We start from the raw sequence: 17,615 nt of genomic DNA on the forward strand, positions 1-17,615 counted from the left end.
TCGTGATATTTCACCTAAGTGAGATTAGACTAAAACACTTATTAAGTATTTCTTTTGTTGCGGTGAATGGATGCTTCAACATTAAGCTGACAGCGATAGTCTGAAATCTGTTTTAGTGCGTGCTGGCTGCCTTGCATTAGTCAAGCTTCATTTAATTCAGAATTGCTTTTAGTAAGATGTATGGGCTTATTGATGTCAGTGTGCCTAAGGGGTCAAAAGACCTTGTCTCAACTTTCCGACAAACTTGTAAACGCCAAGGAAGCCAAGCTTTTCAATGCTTAACTTATTGGAGAGGCACCTGATTACTACCATGTGGAGTCCCTCAATACATTATCCATATCCATGATGGATGAGCTGCTCGGCCGAATCTTTGCGGTTGTTCCCAAGAGAGGTGCCGTGCTAAAAATTGCAGCCAACTTTGGGTTGAACATGGATCAGAAGCGCAACCTTGCAAAGTGCGTCACAGCCAAGTGAACTCCCACCTTCTCTAATCCCTCTCTTTGCCTGCATGACTGTCTTGGTAACCGGCGCAGCCGGCTTCATTGGCTTTCACCTGAGCACGCGACTTCTGGAGCGGGGTACACCGGTCGTTGGGTTCGACAATATGAATCCTTATTACGACCCTTCCTTGAAGCAAGCGAGGATCGAAAAGCTTCATGCCTGTGCTAGTCGAACGGGCATCAGCTTCAAGCTCATTGAGGCAGACTTGGATAACCGTCAGGCGGTGGAAGCGGCTTTCGGTACACACAAGCCCCAAAAAGTCGTGAACTTAGCGGCCCAGGCGGGGGTGCGCTACTCAATCGAGAACCCAGCGGCCTACATCCAGAGTAACTTGGTGGGTTTTGGTCATATTCTGGAAGGCTGCCGCCATCATGGTATTGAGCATTTGGTTTATGCCTCCAGCAGCTCGGTATATGGAGGAAATACCAATTTGCCTTTTTCCGAGCACCAAGGGGTGGATCACCCGGTAAGCCTTTATGCAGCCAGCAAAAAGGCTAACGAGCTGATGGCACACACGTATAGCCATCTCTACGGATTGCCTGCCACAGGCTTACGCTTTTTTACAGTGTATGGCCCTTGGGGCCGGCCAGACATGGCCTTATTCCTTTTCACCAAGGCAATTCTGGCTGGCGACCCTATCAAGGTCTTCAACAACGGAGAGATGGTGCGGGATTTCACTTATGTAGACGACATCATTGAGAGCCTGATCCGTGTGCTTGATAAGCCAGCTGCTCCCTATCCGGCTTTTGACACTGTCCAGCCTGATCCGGCCACCAGCTGGGCACCGCACAGAGTTTTTAATATCGGCAATTCCAACCCCACCCCGCTGATGGACTACATCGAGGCGGTTGAGAATGCATTGGGTATTACAGCCACTAAAGAGCTGCTGCCGATGCAGCCCGGTGATGTGCCGGCTACTGCGGCCGACACATCAGCCCTGGAAGCCTGGACGGGCTTCAAGCCCAACACTCCTGTGATAGTAGGAGTTGCTGAGTTCGTGAAGTGGTACCGCGAGTTTTACAGCGTCTGAAACTTTCTGCTACCGCCAACTTCAGCTCTCCGGCATGCACCGGGATCATGGTAATGACTACTTTTCCCCCTATTAACACCTGCACCGTGGCCGTGGTCGGCCTGGGATATGTTGGCTTGCCACTAGCAGTGGAATTCGCTAAGCACCAAAGATGTTGCCGAACAGGCACTGCGCTGACTCGGTGCGTGATCGGCTTTGACATCAACAGCCAGCGGCTGGAGGAGCTGCGTCTTGGGAATGATCGCACCAATGAAACCAGTGCCGAAGAGTTGCAGGCGGCGGGGCTGCTGGAGTTCACCGATGATCCAGCTCAGCTGGCGGAAGCCGATGTATTTGTGGTTACGGTCCCTACCCCTATTGATAGCGCAAAGCGACCTGATCTGACGCCCTTAAAAAAGGCCAGTGTCATGGTAGGCCTTGCTCTGAAGCAGCGCCGCTCAGCCAGTACTTCGGTGGTGATTTACGAGAGTACGGTGTATCCGGGGGCTACTGAAGATGTCTGTGTGCCGATTCTTGAGCGCGAATCTGGACTTGCATTCAACGAGGGCTTTTGTTGTGGCTATAGCCCCGAACGCATTAACCCCGGCGATAACAAACACAAGCTCACCACAATTATAAAAATTACGAGCGGCAGCACATGCTCAGCGGCGGCTTGGGTGGATGCTTTTTACGGTTCGATCGTCAAAGTCGGCACCCACCTTGCACCAAGTCTCAAAGTAGCAGAAGCTGCCAAAGTGATTGAGAACACACAGCGGGATCTCAATATCGCTCTGGTGAACGAGCTGGCGATCATTTTTCGTCAGATGGAAATCGACACACTGGATGTACTCGAGGCAGCTGGCACCAAATGGAACTTCCTGCCATTCAGGCCTGGGCTGGTAGGTGGCCATTGCATTGGGGTGGACCCCTATTACCTCACTCACAAAGCTGAGGAGCTGGGTTATCACCCGCAGGTGGTACTGGCGGGTAGGCGCATCAACGATGGTATGGGTCGCTGGATGGCCGAGCAGTTAGTGCTGGGTCTGGCCCAGCGGCGTTTGTCGGTGGTAGGTGCGCGCGTGCTGGTGCTTGGGCTCACGTTCAAGGAAAATTGCCCGGACTTGCGTAATACCAAGGTGGTAGATCTGATCCAGAGCTTGGAGAGATATGGCATGGATGTGGAGCTGGTGGATCCCTGGGTGGATCCTGCAGAGGCTCAGTCGGAATATGGCCTGAAGGTGAATCCCTCTATGCAGATTGAGGGCAAATATGCGGCTGTGGTTGCTGCTGTGGCCCACCAACAGTTTGTTGCGATAAAGCCAGAGCAGTGGAATCAGCTGCTGGTGGCAAATGGCGTGCTGCTTGATCTCAAAGGCATCATTCCGCGAGAGCTTCAACCGCTGCGAATTTAAAAAGTCTTTTTTAAAACATAGTGTTTTTGACGCTGGCCCCCATTCCCATATTTTTCAATAAAAATGACTTCTGGTATTCATCCTAAAGCCACAATTCATCCAACGGCAATCGTAGATGAAGGAGCCAGAATTGGCGCAGGCAGTCGCATTTGGCACTGGGTTCACATTTCTTCGGGCGCTGTGATTGGTGAACAATGTTCGTTCGGTCAAAATGTATTTGTGGGTAACCGGGTGCGTATTGGCAATAATGTCAAGATCCAGAACAATATATCTGTTTATGACAACGTGACTTTGAACGATGATGTCTTCTGCGGGCCAAGCATGGTTTTCACCAACGTATATAATCCTCGCTCTGCTGTGAGTCGTAAAAAAGAGTATCGCGACACTGTGGTCGAACAGGGAGCGACGCTGGGGGCCAACTGCACGATTGTTTGCGGCACCCGCATCGGCCGCCATGCCTTCATCGGCGCGGGGGCGGTGGTGAATCGTCATGTGAAACCTTTTGCCTTGATGGTGGGGGTGCCAGCTCGACAGGTTGGCTGGATGAGTACTTACGGCGAGCGGGTAGATCTGCCCTTAAGCGGAAATGGGGAATGGACCTGTCCTCATACGGGTGATCGCTACCTGCTTAGAGATGATCAGCTTGATCACTTCACGGGAGGGTCTGATTGATGCAGTTCATTGATCTCACAGCTCAGCAAAAGCAGTTGCTGCCCGATGGCCGCAGCTTGCGGAACGCGATCGATGGGCGTATCGCTGCAGTGCTCGACCACGGTCAGTACATTCTGGGTCCGGAGGTAGTGGAACTGGAGAAGCGGCTGGCTGCATATGTGGGAGTCAATTACTGCATAGCTTTGGCAAGCGGTACTGATGCTCTGCTGATCTCCCTGATGGCACTTGGGGTGCAGTTAGGCGATGAGGTGATTACTACGCCCTTCTCATTTATCTCCACCGCCGAGACCATTGCCCTGCTTGGGGCGGTCCCGGTGTACGTGGACATCGATCCAGTCACCTATAACCTCGATCCCAGCCTTTTGGAGAGGGCGATCACAGCGCGCACCAAAGCCATCGTTCCAGTAAGTCTTTACGGCCAGCCAGCGGACTTTGCGGCAATCAACCCCATTGCTGCTCGGCACGGTATCCCTGTGATCGAAGACGGTGCCCAGAGTTTTGGGTCAACTCAGCACGGGCGGTACAGCTGCAGCCTGAGCACGATAGGAACCACGAGCTTTTTCCCTTCCAAGCCCCTTGGCGGCTACGGCGATGGCGGAGCCTGCTTTACGAGCGATCGTGTGTTGGCTGAGCGTATTCGGCGGATTTCGCGCCACGGCCAGAGCCGCCGTTATTTCCATACCGATCTGGGCGTCAATGGACGAATCGACACCTTGCAGGCGGCGATAGTTCTGGCCAAGTTTGAGGTGTTTGAAACGGAGGTGGAAGCCCGTGGCCGAATCGGTGCGTCGTTGAGTTCCAGGCTCCAAGCTGCCGGCATCAAAAGCACCCCCCAATTGGTGCCTGGCAACACGAGTGTTTATGCCCAATTCACTATTGAGGTGGAGAATCGTCCGGCAGTGCAGGCTTCTCTCAAGGAGCAAGGGATTCCTTCATCGGTCCATTACCCAACCCTGCTGTATCAGCAACCTGGGTTGGTTGGCTTGGGCCGTTGCAGCCAGCAATCTTGCGGCTGCCCGTTGGCACTATCTGCCAGCGAGAGGGTGCTGAGCCTGCCGTTCCATCCCTATCTCACTGAGGCTGAACAGGAGCGCATCGCTGTTGCCGTTGCCGTATCTTCTAGCACTCCTCAGTCAGCAGTCATCTAATTTTCATGCTCCACCCTATTGCCCCGATTACCGATCGCCGCATACGCGTCGCCTTGGTGGGCTGTGGGCGTATCAGTCGAAACCATATCAAGGCAATTGCTGTCCACCACGAGCGGGCCGAGCTGGTGGCAATCTGCGATACCCAGGCCTATCGCTTGGAACAGGCTCAAGCGTTGATCACCGAAGCCGCGGCAGAATACTCTGGTGCCTCCGCAAATCCGGTCAAGTTCCGCTGCTTCAGCGACCTCATAACAGCAGCCCACGCTAAAAACACACTGGTGGATCTTGTGGTTTTAGCAACCCCCAGCGGCCTACATCCGATTCAGGTGATAGCGGCAGCTGAAGCGGGCCTTCATGTGTGTACTGAAAAGCCGATGGCTACCCGCTGGGAAGATGGCGTAGCGATGGTGAAGGCCTGTGATCAGTCAGGGGTTCATCTTTTTGTTGTGAAGCAGAACCGGTTCAACCCCACCTTGCAGCTGGTAAAGCGGCAGCTGCAGTCAGGACGCTTCGGGAAGCTCGCGATGGTGTCGGTGAATGTGTTCTGGCAGCGGCCACAGAGCTACTACAACCATGACAGCTGGCGCGGTACATGGGAATTTGATGGCGGTGCATTGATGAATCAGGCCAGTCACTATGTGGATTTGTTGGATTGGCTTGTGGGGCCGGTGGAGAGTGTGAGCGCCTCGATCGCCACGTTGGGTCGTGCGATTGAGGTGGAAGATACCGCTGCTTTGCAGCTGCGCTGGCGCAATGGAGCTCTGGGGACAATGGCGGTCACGATGCTTACTTATCCCCAAAACTTGGAGGGCTCCATCACATTGCTAGGTGAAACCGGCACCGTGAAGATTGGTGGACCAGCTGTTAACAAGATTGAGCACTGGGCCTTTGCTGATGAGTGCCCGGATGACGCTGATGTTGAGGAGGCCAGTTATGCCACCACCAGCGTGTACGGCTTCGGCCACCAGCCCTATTACACCAACGTGTTTGATGCGTTGCAGGGCAAAGCAGAAGCCCTGTGTGATGGCCGCGAGGGCTTGCGTAGCCTGGAGTTGTTAATAGGCGCTTACCGCTCGGCCCGCGACGGGCGTGCCGTGCATTTGCCTTTGGAGTACTGAATTTTTCTTGCTCCACCAGACACAGAACGGATGACTCAGGCTGAATCACTGCAGGTTCCCCACTCCACCCGCTTCTTGCTGCTGAGCATATGGGGCCACTTGAGTTCTCGCCGTCGCATTCAGCTGACACTGTTGCTCGTTGTGATGCTTGCTAGCGGTGTTGCGGAGCTTGTTTCACTTGGAGCTGTTCTGCCATTTTTGGCTGTAATAAGTGATCCTCAGCGGCTTTGGCAAAATACGCAGGTCCAGGAATTTGCACCTCGGGTTGGCTTGACCGAATCAAGCCAATTGTTGGTGCCTGCCATCATTGCTTTTGCGATGGCGGCGGTGCTTGCGGCGTTTGTTCGGCTTGTAAATGTTTGGCTTAATGGCCGGCTGGCGGCTGCGATTGGAGCCGATTTGAGTTCTGAGGCGTATCGACGCACTCTTTATCAACCTTATGAGGTGCATCTTCACCGCAACACTGCGGAGGTGATTACTTGCACCACCAGTCAGATCAATCAAACAGTTGGAGCTTTAAATGCTTTACTGCAGATCATCACCTCCTCTGTGGTTGCAGCCGCTTTGATCACAGGCTTGCTTGTGATTGATGCCCAAGTTGCTTTGGCTACGGCGGTTTTATTTGGGAGTGCTTATTTCGCTCTGGCGATTACAGTGCGTCGCGAGTTGAGAACTAATGGCCATAAGATTGCCTTAGCCATAACTCTACAGCTTAAGACCCTCCAGGAAGGATTAGGAGCGATTCGTGATGTTTTGCTCGACGGCAGTCAGGCCACTTATCTGCAGATCTATCGCCGAGCTGATCGACCACAACGACAGCTTCAGGCTAAAAATGCCTTTCTTGGTACCTTTCCCCGCTACGCGCTAGAAGCATTGGGCATGGTGTCAATCGCTCTGGTCGGGGGGCTGTTGGTGACCCAGCGGGGCAGCGGCACTACTGTGATTCCCCTCCTAGGTGCCCTGGCCTTAGGTGCCCAGCGCTTGCTGCCTGCCCTGCAGCAGATCTTCAGTGGTTGGGCAGCTTTGAAGAGCTACAACGCAGATATCCAAGCCGTAATAAATATGCTTAATCAGTCAATGCCTTCTTCGGTGATAGCGGTTGAGCCTCTATTGTTCCGCAGTACCGTTCATATTAAGGGGGTGTATTACCGTTATGGGCCTGCTCAACCATACGTACTTAAGGGACTCGATCTAGAGATTCGCTGTGGTGAGCGCATCGGTTTAATCGGAAGTACAGGCAGCGGTAAAAGTACTATTTTGGACCTTCTAATGGGTCTACTAGAACCCACAGCTGGTAACATCTTTGTGGATGGAGAAGATGTGCATGATTTGGAGCATCCTGAGAGGTTGATGGCTTGGCGGGCTGCGATTGCTCATGTCCCACAAAGCATTTATCTGGCTGATAGCTCGATTGCCGAAAATATCGCCTTTGGAGTCCCGCGTGATCAAATTGATCTGGCTCGTGTGAAGCAGGCGGCTCAACAGGCTCAGATCTCTAACTTTATTGAAAACAGTTTGGAGGGATATTGGTCTTTTGTGGGAGAGCGAGGCATTCGTCTCAGTGGCGGTCAGCGCCAGCGGATTGGTATAGCCCGGGCTCTTTACAAGAAGGCACGTTTGCTTGTGCTTGACGAAGCTACGAGTGCTCTGGACAACAATACGGAGGCTGCAGTAATGCATTCTTTTGAAGATTTGAGTCGATCCCTGACAGTGGTGATTGTTGCTCATCGTTTAAGTACACTTTCCAGCTGCGATCGTGTAATCGAGATGGAGCAAGGATGTATCGCTCGGCAAACAACAGGTGCTAAATTAGGTAGTTTTTATGAGTGAAATATCCACCGATGTAGCCATCCTTGGTGGCGGGATGGTTGGTATGGCGTTAGCACACCAACTCAATGAGCGTTATTCAGATCTTTCGATTACTTTGGTCGACAAAGAACCTGAGATCGGCAGGCACAGCTCTGGACGCAATAGTGGCGTACTACACGCAGGTATCTATTACCCCCCGGGTTCGCTTAAGGCCAAAGTCTGCGTCCAAGGGGCCAAGCGTCTGCGGGCCTGGTGCGAAGCGGAAGGATTGCCAGTACTGGACTGCGGCAAAGTAATTGCCCCGCAGGCTGTAGAGCTAGATAGTCAGTTGGAGCTGCTGCTGGAGCGGGGCCGTGCAAATGGGGCAGAGGTACGTCTTATTGATTATGAGGAGTTTCAAGAGCGTGTTCCCAATGGCCGTACCGCCAGTGGCCGAGCACTTTGGAGCCCCGGCACCTGTGTGGTGAAGCCTAAAATTGTGTTGCAACGCCTTGAGCAACGCTTGCGGGAGCGCGGTGTGAGCTTCGTCTTGGGTGCCGCCGTTTCTGATGTATCTCCTGACATACGGCAACTTAACCTGAACCACTCTGGCGAAAGCAGCACAGTGTCCTACGGCCATCTGTTCAATTCCACGGGACTGCAGGCCGATCGGATCGCCAAGCTGTTTGGACTTGGTTATGACTGCACCTTGTTGCCGTTCAAAGGTCTTTACTGGCAATTAGATCCAAGAGCTCCTTTCAACTTCTCCACGAACTTGTACCCAGTACCCGATCTCAATGTTCCGTTTCTTGGGGTGCATGTGACCCCAAGCCCCGACGGCAGCATCAGCCTTGGGCCAACGGCCATCCCGGCCTTGGGGCGCGAGAACTACAGAGGGCTTGATGGACTTGAACCATTGATGGCGCTTGAGTTCTTGGGTGACTTGGCAAGCCAGTGGTGGCGCAACGCGGGCGGATTTCGACAATATGCCAAAGAACAGGCCTTGCATGGGCTCAAGCCATTGTTCCTCAAGGCAGCTCAGGCATTGGTGCCAGACCTACGTAGTGAGCATCTGATTCCAAGTCAGAAGGTGGGCATTCGTGCCCAGCTCTACGATCGGAGGTCTGGCACATTGGTGCAAGATTTCCGTTTGGAGCATGGCCCCTCAAGCACCCATGTGCTCAACGCTATTTCTCCGGCGTTTACAGCCAGCTTTTCTCTGGTCGATCTGATCATTAACGAATCCACCCTCGCCTCTTAACTAAATGGACATTCGCGGCAAGAAACTTCTCGTGATCGGTGGATCCGGTCTAATTGGATCGCACACTGTTGATTCTCTGTTGCGCGAAGACGTGGGTGAAGTGATCGTCTACGACAATTTTGTGCGTGGGCGCATGGAGAATCTGGCTTTAGTCCGTCAGGATCCTCGCTTCAAGGTATATGACATTGGGGGTGACATTTTGCAGACCGATATTCTGGAAGCTGTAATGAAGGGTGTCGATGGTGTTTTCCATTTTGCAGCTCTCTGGCTATTGCAGTGCCACGACTATCCACGTTCGGCTTTCGATGTGAATGTGCGTGGTACGTTCAATGTGATGGAAGCTTGTGTCAAGGCTGGAGTGAATCGGCTGGTCTACTCGTCATCGGCATCGGTTTATGGCGATGCTCTTAGCGAGCCAATGACAGAAGATCATCCATTCAACAATAAGAACTTTTATGGTGCTACCAAGATCTGCGGCGAAGCGATGTTGCGATCTTTTCATCATCGTTATGGATTGGATTATGTAGGCCTACGCTACATGAATGTGTATGGTCCAAGGCAAGATTATCAGGGGGCTTATATCGCTGTGATTATGAAGATGTTGGATGCTATTGATCGTGGCGAAAGTCCAACCATTCTTGGAGATGGTTCTGAAGCATTTGATTTTGTTGCTGTTGAAGATTGTGCTCAAGCCAATGTATGTGCCATGAAAGCAAATGCAACAGATAATTTTTATAATGTGGGAACTGGTATTCGAACTTCGCTTAAGGAATTAGCCGAAATGCTCATCGAACTTACAGGCTCGAATAATCCTATTAACTACGCACCGCGCAGTCAAGCGACTTTAGTGCGAAATCGTATTGGCTGCCCTCAGAAAGCCTCAAAGGAAATCAACTACACCGCGGCGATTGAGCTGCGAGACGGTTTGCAGCGATTAATTGATTGGCGATCTTCTCACAAAGCAGAAGTTGAGGCGCGACGTGACGCGCAGCGGGTGGCGGTATGACTACCCATCCATCAATGAAAGTGCCTATAGCCCGAACGGGGCTCACAGAGGATGAAGTTCAGAGTGTGCTGGAGCCACTGCGCAGCGGTTGGCTGGTTCAGGGCCCCAAAGTACGTGAGTTCGAACAAGCTTGGAGTTCATTCACGGGGGCTGATCACAGTATTGCTGTGACGAGCTGCACAACAGCTTTGCATTTGTCTCTGGCCGCTTTGGGTTTTGGGCCTGGTGATGAGGCGATTGTTCCCGCCTTTACATGGATCTCTACTGCGAATGTGGTGGAACATCTAGGGGGTAGAGTGGTGTTTGCGGATATTGACCTGTCTACTTTTAATATTAATCCTGCAGATATTGAATCCTTAATCACACCGCGTACGAAAGCAATATTGCCTGTTCATCTCTTTGGATTGTCAGCCGATATGAAGGTAATCAACGAAATCGCTCAAAAACATAATCTTTGGGTGGTTGAAGATGCTGCCTGCGGTTTTGGCGCAACTTTTCAGAATAGGCATGTGGGTACCTTTGGCAACACTGGTTGCTTTAGTTTTCATCCTCGTAAGGCAATTACCACTGGCGAGGGTGGCATGATCACCACACATGACTCCCAATTGGCAGAAAAAATTCGACGTCTTCGTGATCATGGTGCGGCTATGAATGATCTGCAGCGTCACCTTGGGCCAAGGCCTTATCTGTTGGCTGACCACCCTGACGCTGGGTACAACCAACGAATGACTGACTTGCAGGCTGCGCTGGGCGCCGCCCAGATGCAGCGTGCCAAGGCGATCGTGAATGAGCGCCGAGAGTTGGCAGGTTTTTATGACAAGGCATTTGCTGATCTGGATTGGCTGCGGACACCTAAAGCGCCAACTGGTTACGGACACGGATATCAAAGTTATCCATGTCTCTTCGAACCTGGGACAGTTGTTCGAGCTGTTAAGAGCAGAGACCAGCAACTACTCAAAGAGGTATCTGAGCGACGTAATGTGTGGATGGAAGAATTACAGAAACAGGGAGTCTCCACACGTCCGGCAACCCATGCCGTTCACATGCTGAGTTATTACCGCAATCGGTACCAATTAAAGCCTGAACACTTCTTTGCAGCTCAGGCTGCTAACGATTGCAGTATTTCTTTGCCACTATTTCATGGCATGAGCGGCGAAGAGCAACAGTATGTAATTGATGTTGTACGAGGCAGAAAAGCCTGATGTGTGGCATCACCGGCTTAATTAACCTCGATGGTGATTCTGTTTCTCCGGTCATCTTGAAAAAGATGACTGACGCCATTGCTCATCGCGGACCTGATGGAGAAGGCCATTGGATTGAAGAGAGTGTTGGGCTCGGTCACCGACGCCTTGCCATTATTGACTTGAGCCCTGCCGGTCATCAGCCGATGATCAGTTCAGATCATCGTTATGTGCTTAGTTATAATGGCGAAATCTATAACTATCGAGAACTACGTGCAGAATTAGAAGCAGAAGGGGTCTGGTTCCGCAGCCAAACAGATAGCGAGGTTGTGCTTTATGCCCTGGCCCATTGGGGCAGAAATGCGCTGTTGAAATTCAATGGCATGTTTGCGTTATCTCTTTGGGATCGCAAAGAAAAAATCTTACTGATTGCCCGCGATCGTTACGGAATTAAGCCGCTTTATTACTCGCAGCAAGGTAATCGTTTTGCTTTTGGTTCGGAACAAAAGTCCATCATTGCCCAGCCAGAATTCCGGAAAAAGCTTAATAAGCCAGCGTTACTGGAATACTTCACCTTCCAGAATATTTTTACTGATCAAACCCTTCTGGAAGATATCCAGCTTCTGCCGGCAGGCCACTATGTAACATTTAATGCTCATAACTCACAGCTCACCAGCCATCAATATTGGGACTATCGCTTCCGCGAACCTGAGCGTCCTGCTGATAAGCGAGAATACCTTGAAGAGCTGGATCGATTATTCAAGCAGGCTGTCAACCGCCAACTGGTTTGCGATGTTGAGATAGGTTCTTACCTTAGCGGTGGAATGGATTCCGGTTCCATCACCGCCATCGCCGCCCAACAATTCCCGAACCTAAAAAGTTTTACTGTTGGTTTTGACCTTAGCTCTGCCTCCGGCTTGGAGTTGGCCTTTGATGAACGAGCCACTGCTGAGTCGATGTCAGCCCGCTTTAAAACTGAACATTACGAAATGGTGCTCAAGGCCGGCGATATGGAACGCTGCCTGCCCAATCTTGCCTGGCACCTTGAGGAGCCAAGAGTAGGTCAGAGCTATCCCAATTATTATGCCGCAAAGATTGCTAGTAAATTCGTTAAAGTCGTGCTGGCTGGCAGCGGTGGTGATGAACTCTTCGGTGGTTATCCCTGGCGCTACTACCGAGCTGTAAACGCCCAGACTTTTGAAGAGTATATTGACCACTATTACTTCTACTGGCAGCGACTCGCTAACAACACCCAGCTTAAGCAAATTTTTGCTCCCATACGAAGTGAGGTCGAACAAGTCTGGACGCGCAATATTTTTCGTGACGTTTTCGCAACGCACGATAATGAGCTTAATTGCCCGGAAGATTACATCAACCATTCGCTCTATTTTGAGGCAAAGACTTTCTTGCATGGTCTCTTTGTGGTGGAAGATAAACTATCTATGGCCCACAGCCTCGAAAATCGTGTGCCGTTTATGGACAACGACTTAGTCGACTTCGCAATGCAGTGTCCGGTAGGCCTCAAGCTCAATAATCTGGCTGAGGTTCTGCAGATTAATGAAAATGATCCTCGTAGCAAAAAGAATATTCATTTCCAAAAAACTAGTGATGGTAAGCAAATTTTGCGCGATATGATGAAAGCCTGTATTCCTGATGAGATCACTCAAGCCAAAAAGCAAGGTTTCTCATCTCCAGATGCAAGTTGGTTTAAGGGCGAGAGTATTGAGTTTGTTCGCCGTCAACTTCTTGATAGTAACGCTCGGATTTATGACGTCCTTGACAAGGCTTCGTTAAGCCCATTGATTGAGCAGCACTTAACAGGTGAGGAGAATAGACGTCTTTTGATATGGTCGCTGCTCAGTGTTGAAGAATTCATGGGACAGTTGTAATGATTCAAGTCACGATCATCGAAGGTTTTGGTTGTAATGAATTTCGAGATTATATTCTGCAGAATTCTTGTACTTTCATATATTCTGAACCACGCTTTTTAAAATTGCTCGCGGAACACCTTGGCGCAAGTTCTTCGTGGCTTGTAGCACGTCGAAATGGCGAGATAGTCGGACTACTCCCTTTCCTCAAAAAGGATGGACCACTTGGACCGGTTTTTAACTCGCTTGCCTACTACGGAAGTAATGGAGGGGTTATTCAGGTTATTCAAGATGATGAATCTAAGTCGTTACTTGTTGATTCTTTTTATACTCTTGCTGCAGAGGAACAAGCATCATCTGCGACGATTATTACGAACCCGCTTGAACTTGATTCCGACTTTTATGATCGGAAGATAACATATGACTATCGTGACGAAAGAATCGGGCTGATTACTCACCTTCCTTCATCAGAAGATTTACTAATTTCCAGATTCGATAATCCCAGACCTCGTAATATAAGGCGCGCAATTAAAGAGGGCGTCACGGTTGCAAAAGGTTCAACCGATGCACTTCCATTCCTTTATGACATTCATTCTGACAATATGAGAGCAATTGGGGGTCTGGCCAAAAAACGTTCGTTCTTTGATGCTATTCCAAGTACGATGCACAAAGACGACTGGGCAGTTTTTACCGCTACGCTTGATGGTAAGCCAATCGCTGCTCTACTTTTGTTTTACTTTAACGAGACGGTAGAGTATTTCACTCCGGTTATTGTGGAGACTCATCGAAACACTCAGGCACTAGCACTAGTGATATATGAAGCCATGCGTGATGCAATAAACCTAGGCTTTGTTAATTGGAACTGGGGTGGGACGTGGACTAGTCAAGGAGGAGTTTATGATTTCAAAAAGCGTTGGGGCACGTCTGAATATAGATACTATTATTACACTTGCATATATAATTCAGACTTGAAAACTTGCCGCTCTGAATACATTTTAGAACATTATCCAGGTTTTTTCCTGGTTCCATTTAATCAATTAATTAACCCACCCATTACATAGCATGAAAAAAAATCTTGTCATGATTGGAAGCGGCCTTTTCGCTGAAGTTGCTTGTGCATACTTTGAAGAGTTTACTGGTTACAAAGTTGTTGCTTTTTCCTCTCATAAAAATTACATAACTAGTGGTGAGATTTATGGACGCCCCTGGCTCGCGATTGAAGATTTAACGCGTGAGTTTTCTACGGAAGATGCGGATGTTTTTGTTGCGATTGGTTATGGCCAAATGAATAAAATTCGCCAGCGTGTCTACTTTGAAATGAAGGATAAAGGATATGCTTGTGCATCATTTGTTTATCCAGGTGTAAAGATTTGGGATTCAACAACTTTTGGGGAAAACGTTTTTATTTTTGAAGATAATACAATTCAACCATTTACGCAAATTGGTAGCAACACTATTTTCTGGAGTGGCAATCACATAGGTCATCACTCTCGAATTGGAAATCATTGCTTTATTTCTTCACATGTTGTGATATCTGGGTCATGTGCTGTTGGTGATAATGTATTTATTGGTGTTAATTCAACACTTCATGACAGTATTGTGATCGGTGACGAATGCCTGATCGGTGCCGGAGCAACCATTTCCAAAAACACATCACCCAAAAGCGTATACGTAGCTCAGCAGACTAAAGTCTTTCCAAAAACAAGCGACCAGCTCAGGTTCTAATGGCTAAATCAAATCTCCCTCTAGATCAAATTAAAGGTCTTTACTCAAGTAATCTCAGTCATAATGGGGTTAAGTCTACGGCTGTTGGATGGAATAGCACTGAGTCGCAAGCATTGCGGTTTGACAAGTTGACTTCTGTCATTGAGGACTACTCAGCTCCAGTCTCAGTCAATGATTATGGTTGTGGTTACGGAGCCCACTTAGATCACCTGGTAAAAGCCCGCGGTATTAAGGTGGCTGGCTATGCCGGCTATGATCTGAGTGAGGAGATGCTTGCAGCAGCGCGGGCAGAACTTTCTTGGTTCTCTGGCGATCTTTCTCTTATCTGTTCACCCGAGATTTCGACTATATCCGATTACACTTTTGTCTCTGGAACATTCAATGTGAGGTTTGAAGCAGACGACTCTGTATGGAAAGAGTTTATCGAGAAGAAGTTGGATGAAATAGATGCACATTCTCGTTGCGGTTTTTCCTTCAATCTCCTATCAACCTATGTCGACTGGAAGGAAGAGCATTTATTCTACGGTGATCCTTGTTATTGGTTTGATTTGTGCAAGCGTAAATATTCAACCCGTGTTTCGCTTTTGCACGACTATCCTCTTTACGAGTGGACAATTTTTGTTCGAAAGTGAGCTTTCGTCTCACTCTTCCTTTGCGAAGACGTTCCTGAGTTACCCCATGGAATGGAAATCATGAATTAACTACAGTCTAGACTCATTCGGAGATGTAGACTCGTATTGCAAGTCAAAAAACAATGCACAGTCCTCAATGTTTTATAGGCCTCATCAGGCCAGACAAGCTCACATAGTTCCTTCCTTATGCAATGGTTGAAGAAAGGGTTGATTTATCAACCTGATGTTTTGCTGCCTTGGCAGGCTAGTCATGCAGCATTGCCAACGCGTCTACCTCTCGGTGGCAGTCGGTATCGCGTTTTTTTCAGTTCGCGCGATGTGAACAACCGTGCACATGTGGGCAGCTTCGATTTCGACTTGGCGACTGGCGTTACCTCGAATACCTCGCGCGAACCGGTTCTAGTACCTGGCAATTGGGGTTACTTTGATTGCCATGGTGTTCAGGCCTGCAGTATCGCGAAATCCGACAATGGCGACCTTTATCTTTACTACCTTGGCTGGAACACAGCCAAGCAGAGTCCTTTATTTTACGCCGCTATTGGCTTGGCCATTAGTCGAGATGGTGGAGAGACCTTTATTAAATACTCCCCGGCCCCCATCCTGCAACGCAGCCGCTTTGATCCCTGGATGGTGTCAGGTGGCACTGTTATTCGCCAAGGCGACGAGTGGTTGATGTACTACCTCTCTGGTTACAAGTTCGAGTTCACCGCTGATGGGGGCCTCTCTTGGTACGACATCAAAATCGCACGCTCTCAAGACGGTATCGAATGGACTCGCTCAGGCGAAGTCGCTTTGCCGCTGTTGGCTGATGAAACGAATATTTCTCGCATGACCATTGACGAGCACAACGGCCTTTACCGTGCCTGGTTCCCCGTAAAGCGGCGAAACATAGGTTATCGATGCGGCTACGCTGAAAGCATGGATGGGGTGACCTGGACACGCAAATCAGAGCACTGCCTGTCCGTGAGCGAGAGCGGATGGGATAGCGAAGCGATTGACAAGATGGAAGTGATTCGCCAGGACGATCGAATTTACATGCTTTACAACGGCAACCGATTCGGTTTCGACGGTATTGGCCTCGCGTACTCCGATGGTTGAGTTCATTCACTTCCGTGACATTGATCCTGTGCGTGCAAGCAGTTGGGTCGGAAAGCGCGTTCTGTCTATCGATATCGACTGGGCGCACGACGTAGTGCTCGAAGACACTATTAACTTGATCGAGCAGGCGGCTGTCAAGGCATGCTTTTTCGTCACTCACGAAACGCCTTTGCTGGAACGTCTGCGGTCTAATCCACTGTTTGAGCTAGGGCTGCATCCTAATTTTGATCCCTTGCTTAGAGGCGAAGCAGCTCGTTCGGCTCGTGACATCGTGAATGACCTCGCACGCGTAGTGCCTGAGGCCCAGGTGCTACGTAGCCACGCAATGACCACCTCCGGGCGTTGGCTGGAGCTTTACCGAGAAGCTGGCATCACTCACGTAAGCAATTACCTAATGTTCGGTGATGTGAACATTCACCCATTTTACCAGCTTAATGGATTGGTAGAAGCGCCAGTGTTTTTTGCAGACGATGGTCTTCTGTTCCAGCGCACTAATTCTGCTGTGAGCTTTGATCTCGATGTCGAGCTCCTCGCGAGTAGTGAGGGTCTGCGTGTTTTCAACTACCACCCTATTCATCTTTTTTTGAACTCAGAGAACCTTGAGCGCTACAGTCGTGTTCGTAATTTCCTTAATGACCCGGTAGCTCTAAAGCGAATGCGTTTCGAAGGCAATGGTTCGCGCACTTGGCTGTCCTCTCTTCTCCGTTTAATCTGAACCTGTCTTAATGTTTTGGTTAGTAGTGCGTGCAACTTGTTTTTACTTAAGTACCCCTTGCTTGCCCCGCTTGAACCCCTTCAGCAGCCTTGACACTGACTTCTGTCTTGATGCTCTAGAGATGGATCTAGAGGAAGGTCATAAAACAGAAATTTTCCATTCCAGCTATTTACCTCTTTTGACTTTGTGGTCATACTGCAGGCTCAGAAGATTAAAATCAGCTTGCCAGGCAGAAAACATTGCTAAGAAATTTTCATGGTGGATAAGTTGTTGCGATCCTCAAATATTATTGTATGTATTCGCATATATCTAATGCTGGCTTGGAGGCTGCAGTTAACTTGTTCCGCTTCCTCTGGAGGTACTGCCATATAATGTCACACAATGGCTCCCTCGGAAATAAAGCTCATGTGTGGTTTAATATAAAGTCAAACTTTGTTCTTTCCGACAGTATTTAACGATATTAGGGGTCAGAACTGTCCAA

The 17,615-nt window shown here is 49.7% G+C and carries 15 protein-coding genes; all 15 read left to right on the forward strand.

What is annotated here, in order from left to right:
- The first annotated feature begins 508 nt into the window (after positions 1-508).
- Positions 509-1,531, forward strand: a complete 1,023-nt coding sequence (locus tag SynBIOSE41_RS01235; protein WP_186539341.1) for an NAD-dependent epimerase — start codon at positions 509-511, stop codon at positions 1,529-1,531.
- 53 nt (positions 1,532-1,584) lie between these two features.
- Positions 1,585-2,922 (forward strand): nucleotide sugar dehydrogenase, encoded by a 1,338-nt coding sequence (locus tag SynBIOSE41_RS01240; protein ID WP_186539342.1) that lies wholly within the window; start codon positions 1,585-1,587, stop codon positions 2,920-2,922.
- Between the two features lie 63 nt (positions 2,923-2,985).
- Complete coding sequence (locus SynBIOSE41_RS01245) at positions 2,986-3,594, forward strand: acyltransferase (RefSeq protein WP_186539343.1); 609 nt, start codon at positions 2,986-2,988, stop codon at positions 3,592-3,594.
- Positions 3,594-4,742, forward strand: coding sequence for a DegT/DnrJ/EryC1/StrS aminotransferase family protein (locus SynBIOSE41_RS01250; RefSeq protein ID WP_186539344.1), 1,149 nt, complete (start codon positions 3,594-3,596; stop codon positions 4,740-4,742). Before SynBIOSE41_RS01245 ends, SynBIOSE41_RS01250 begins: the two co-directional genes overlap by 1 nt.
- A gap of 5 nt (positions 4,743-4,747) precedes the next feature.
- Complete coding sequence (locus SynBIOSE41_RS01255) at positions 4,748-5,860, forward strand: Gfo/Idh/MocA family protein (protein ID WP_186539345.1); 1,113 nt, start codon at positions 4,748-4,750, stop codon at positions 5,858-5,860.
- A gap of 30 nt (positions 5,861-5,890) precedes the next feature.
- On the forward strand, positions 5,891-7,690 hold the full coding sequence (locus tag SynBIOSE41_RS01260) for an ABC transporter ATP-binding protein (protein ID WP_186539346.1): 1,800 nt from the start codon (positions 5,891-5,893) through the stop codon (positions 7,688-7,690).
- Entirely contained in the window at positions 7,683-8,909 is a 1,227-nt protein-coding gene (gene lhgO, locus SynBIOSE41_RS01265) for an L-2-hydroxyglutarate oxidase (RefSeq protein WP_186539347.1), read from the forward strand. Before SynBIOSE41_RS01260 ends, lhgO begins: the two co-directional genes overlap by 8 nt.
- Positions 8,910-8,913: 4 nt before the next feature.
- A complete protein-coding gene (locus tag SynBIOSE41_RS01270; protein WP_186539348.1) occupies positions 8,914-9,915 on the forward strand; it encodes an NAD-dependent epimerase/dehydratase family protein in 1,002 nt (333 codons plus the stop codon).
- 14 nt (positions 9,916-9,929) lie between these two features.
- On the forward strand, positions 9,930-11,117 hold the full coding sequence (locus tag SynBIOSE41_RS01275) for a DegT/DnrJ/EryC1/StrS aminotransferase family protein (protein ID WP_186539349.1): 1,188 nt from the start codon (positions 9,930-9,932) through the stop codon (positions 11,115-11,117).
- Positions 11,117-12,985: an asparagine synthase (glutamine-hydrolyzing) gene (asnB, locus tag SynBIOSE41_RS01280; RefSeq protein WP_186539350.1), complete on the forward strand. Its 1,869-nt coding sequence runs from the start codon at positions 11,117-11,119 to the stop codon at positions 12,983-12,985. Before SynBIOSE41_RS01275 ends, asnB begins: the two co-directional genes overlap by 1 nt.
- Positions 12,985-14,025, forward strand: coding sequence for a GNAT family N-acetyltransferase (locus tag SynBIOSE41_RS01285; RefSeq protein WP_186539351.1), 1,041 nt, complete (start codon positions 12,985-12,987; stop codon positions 14,023-14,025). The genes asnB and SynBIOSE41_RS01285 overlap by 1 nt, the downstream gene beginning before the upstream one ends.
- 1 nt (position 14,026) lies before the next feature.
- Positions 14,027-14,689 carry an acetyltransferase gene (locus tag SynBIOSE41_RS01290; protein WP_186539352.1) on the forward strand — a complete coding sequence of 221 codons (663 nt, stop codon included), beginning with the start codon at positions 14,027-14,029 and terminating at the stop codon, positions 14,687-14,689.
- Complete coding sequence (locus SynBIOSE41_RS01295) at positions 14,689-15,321, forward strand: class I SAM-dependent methyltransferase (RefSeq protein WP_186539353.1); 633 nt, start codon at positions 14,689-14,691, stop codon at positions 15,319-15,321. Before SynBIOSE41_RS01290 ends, SynBIOSE41_RS01295 begins: the two co-directional genes overlap by 1 nt.
- Before the next feature lie 195 nt (positions 15,322-15,516).
- The gene (locus SynBIOSE41_RS01300; RefSeq protein WP_222930566.1) at positions 15,517-16,419 is read left to right on the forward strand and encodes a hypothetical protein; all 903 of its coding nucleotides are present in this window, start codon (positions 15,517-15,519) and stop codon (positions 16,417-16,419) included.
- Positions 16,412-17,134 (forward strand): hypothetical protein, encoded by a 723-nt coding sequence (locus SynBIOSE41_RS01305; RefSeq protein ID WP_186539355.1) that lies wholly within the window; start codon positions 16,412-16,414, stop codon positions 17,132-17,134. The genes SynBIOSE41_RS01300 and SynBIOSE41_RS01305 overlap by 8 nt, the downstream gene beginning before the upstream one ends.
- Positions 17,135-17,615 lie beyond the last annotated feature (481 nt).

This window comes from Synechococcus sp. BIOS-E4-1 (assembly GCF_014279995.1).
Lineage (GTDB): Bacteria > Cyanobacteriota > Cyanobacteriia > PCC-6307 > Cyanobiaceae > Synechococcus_C.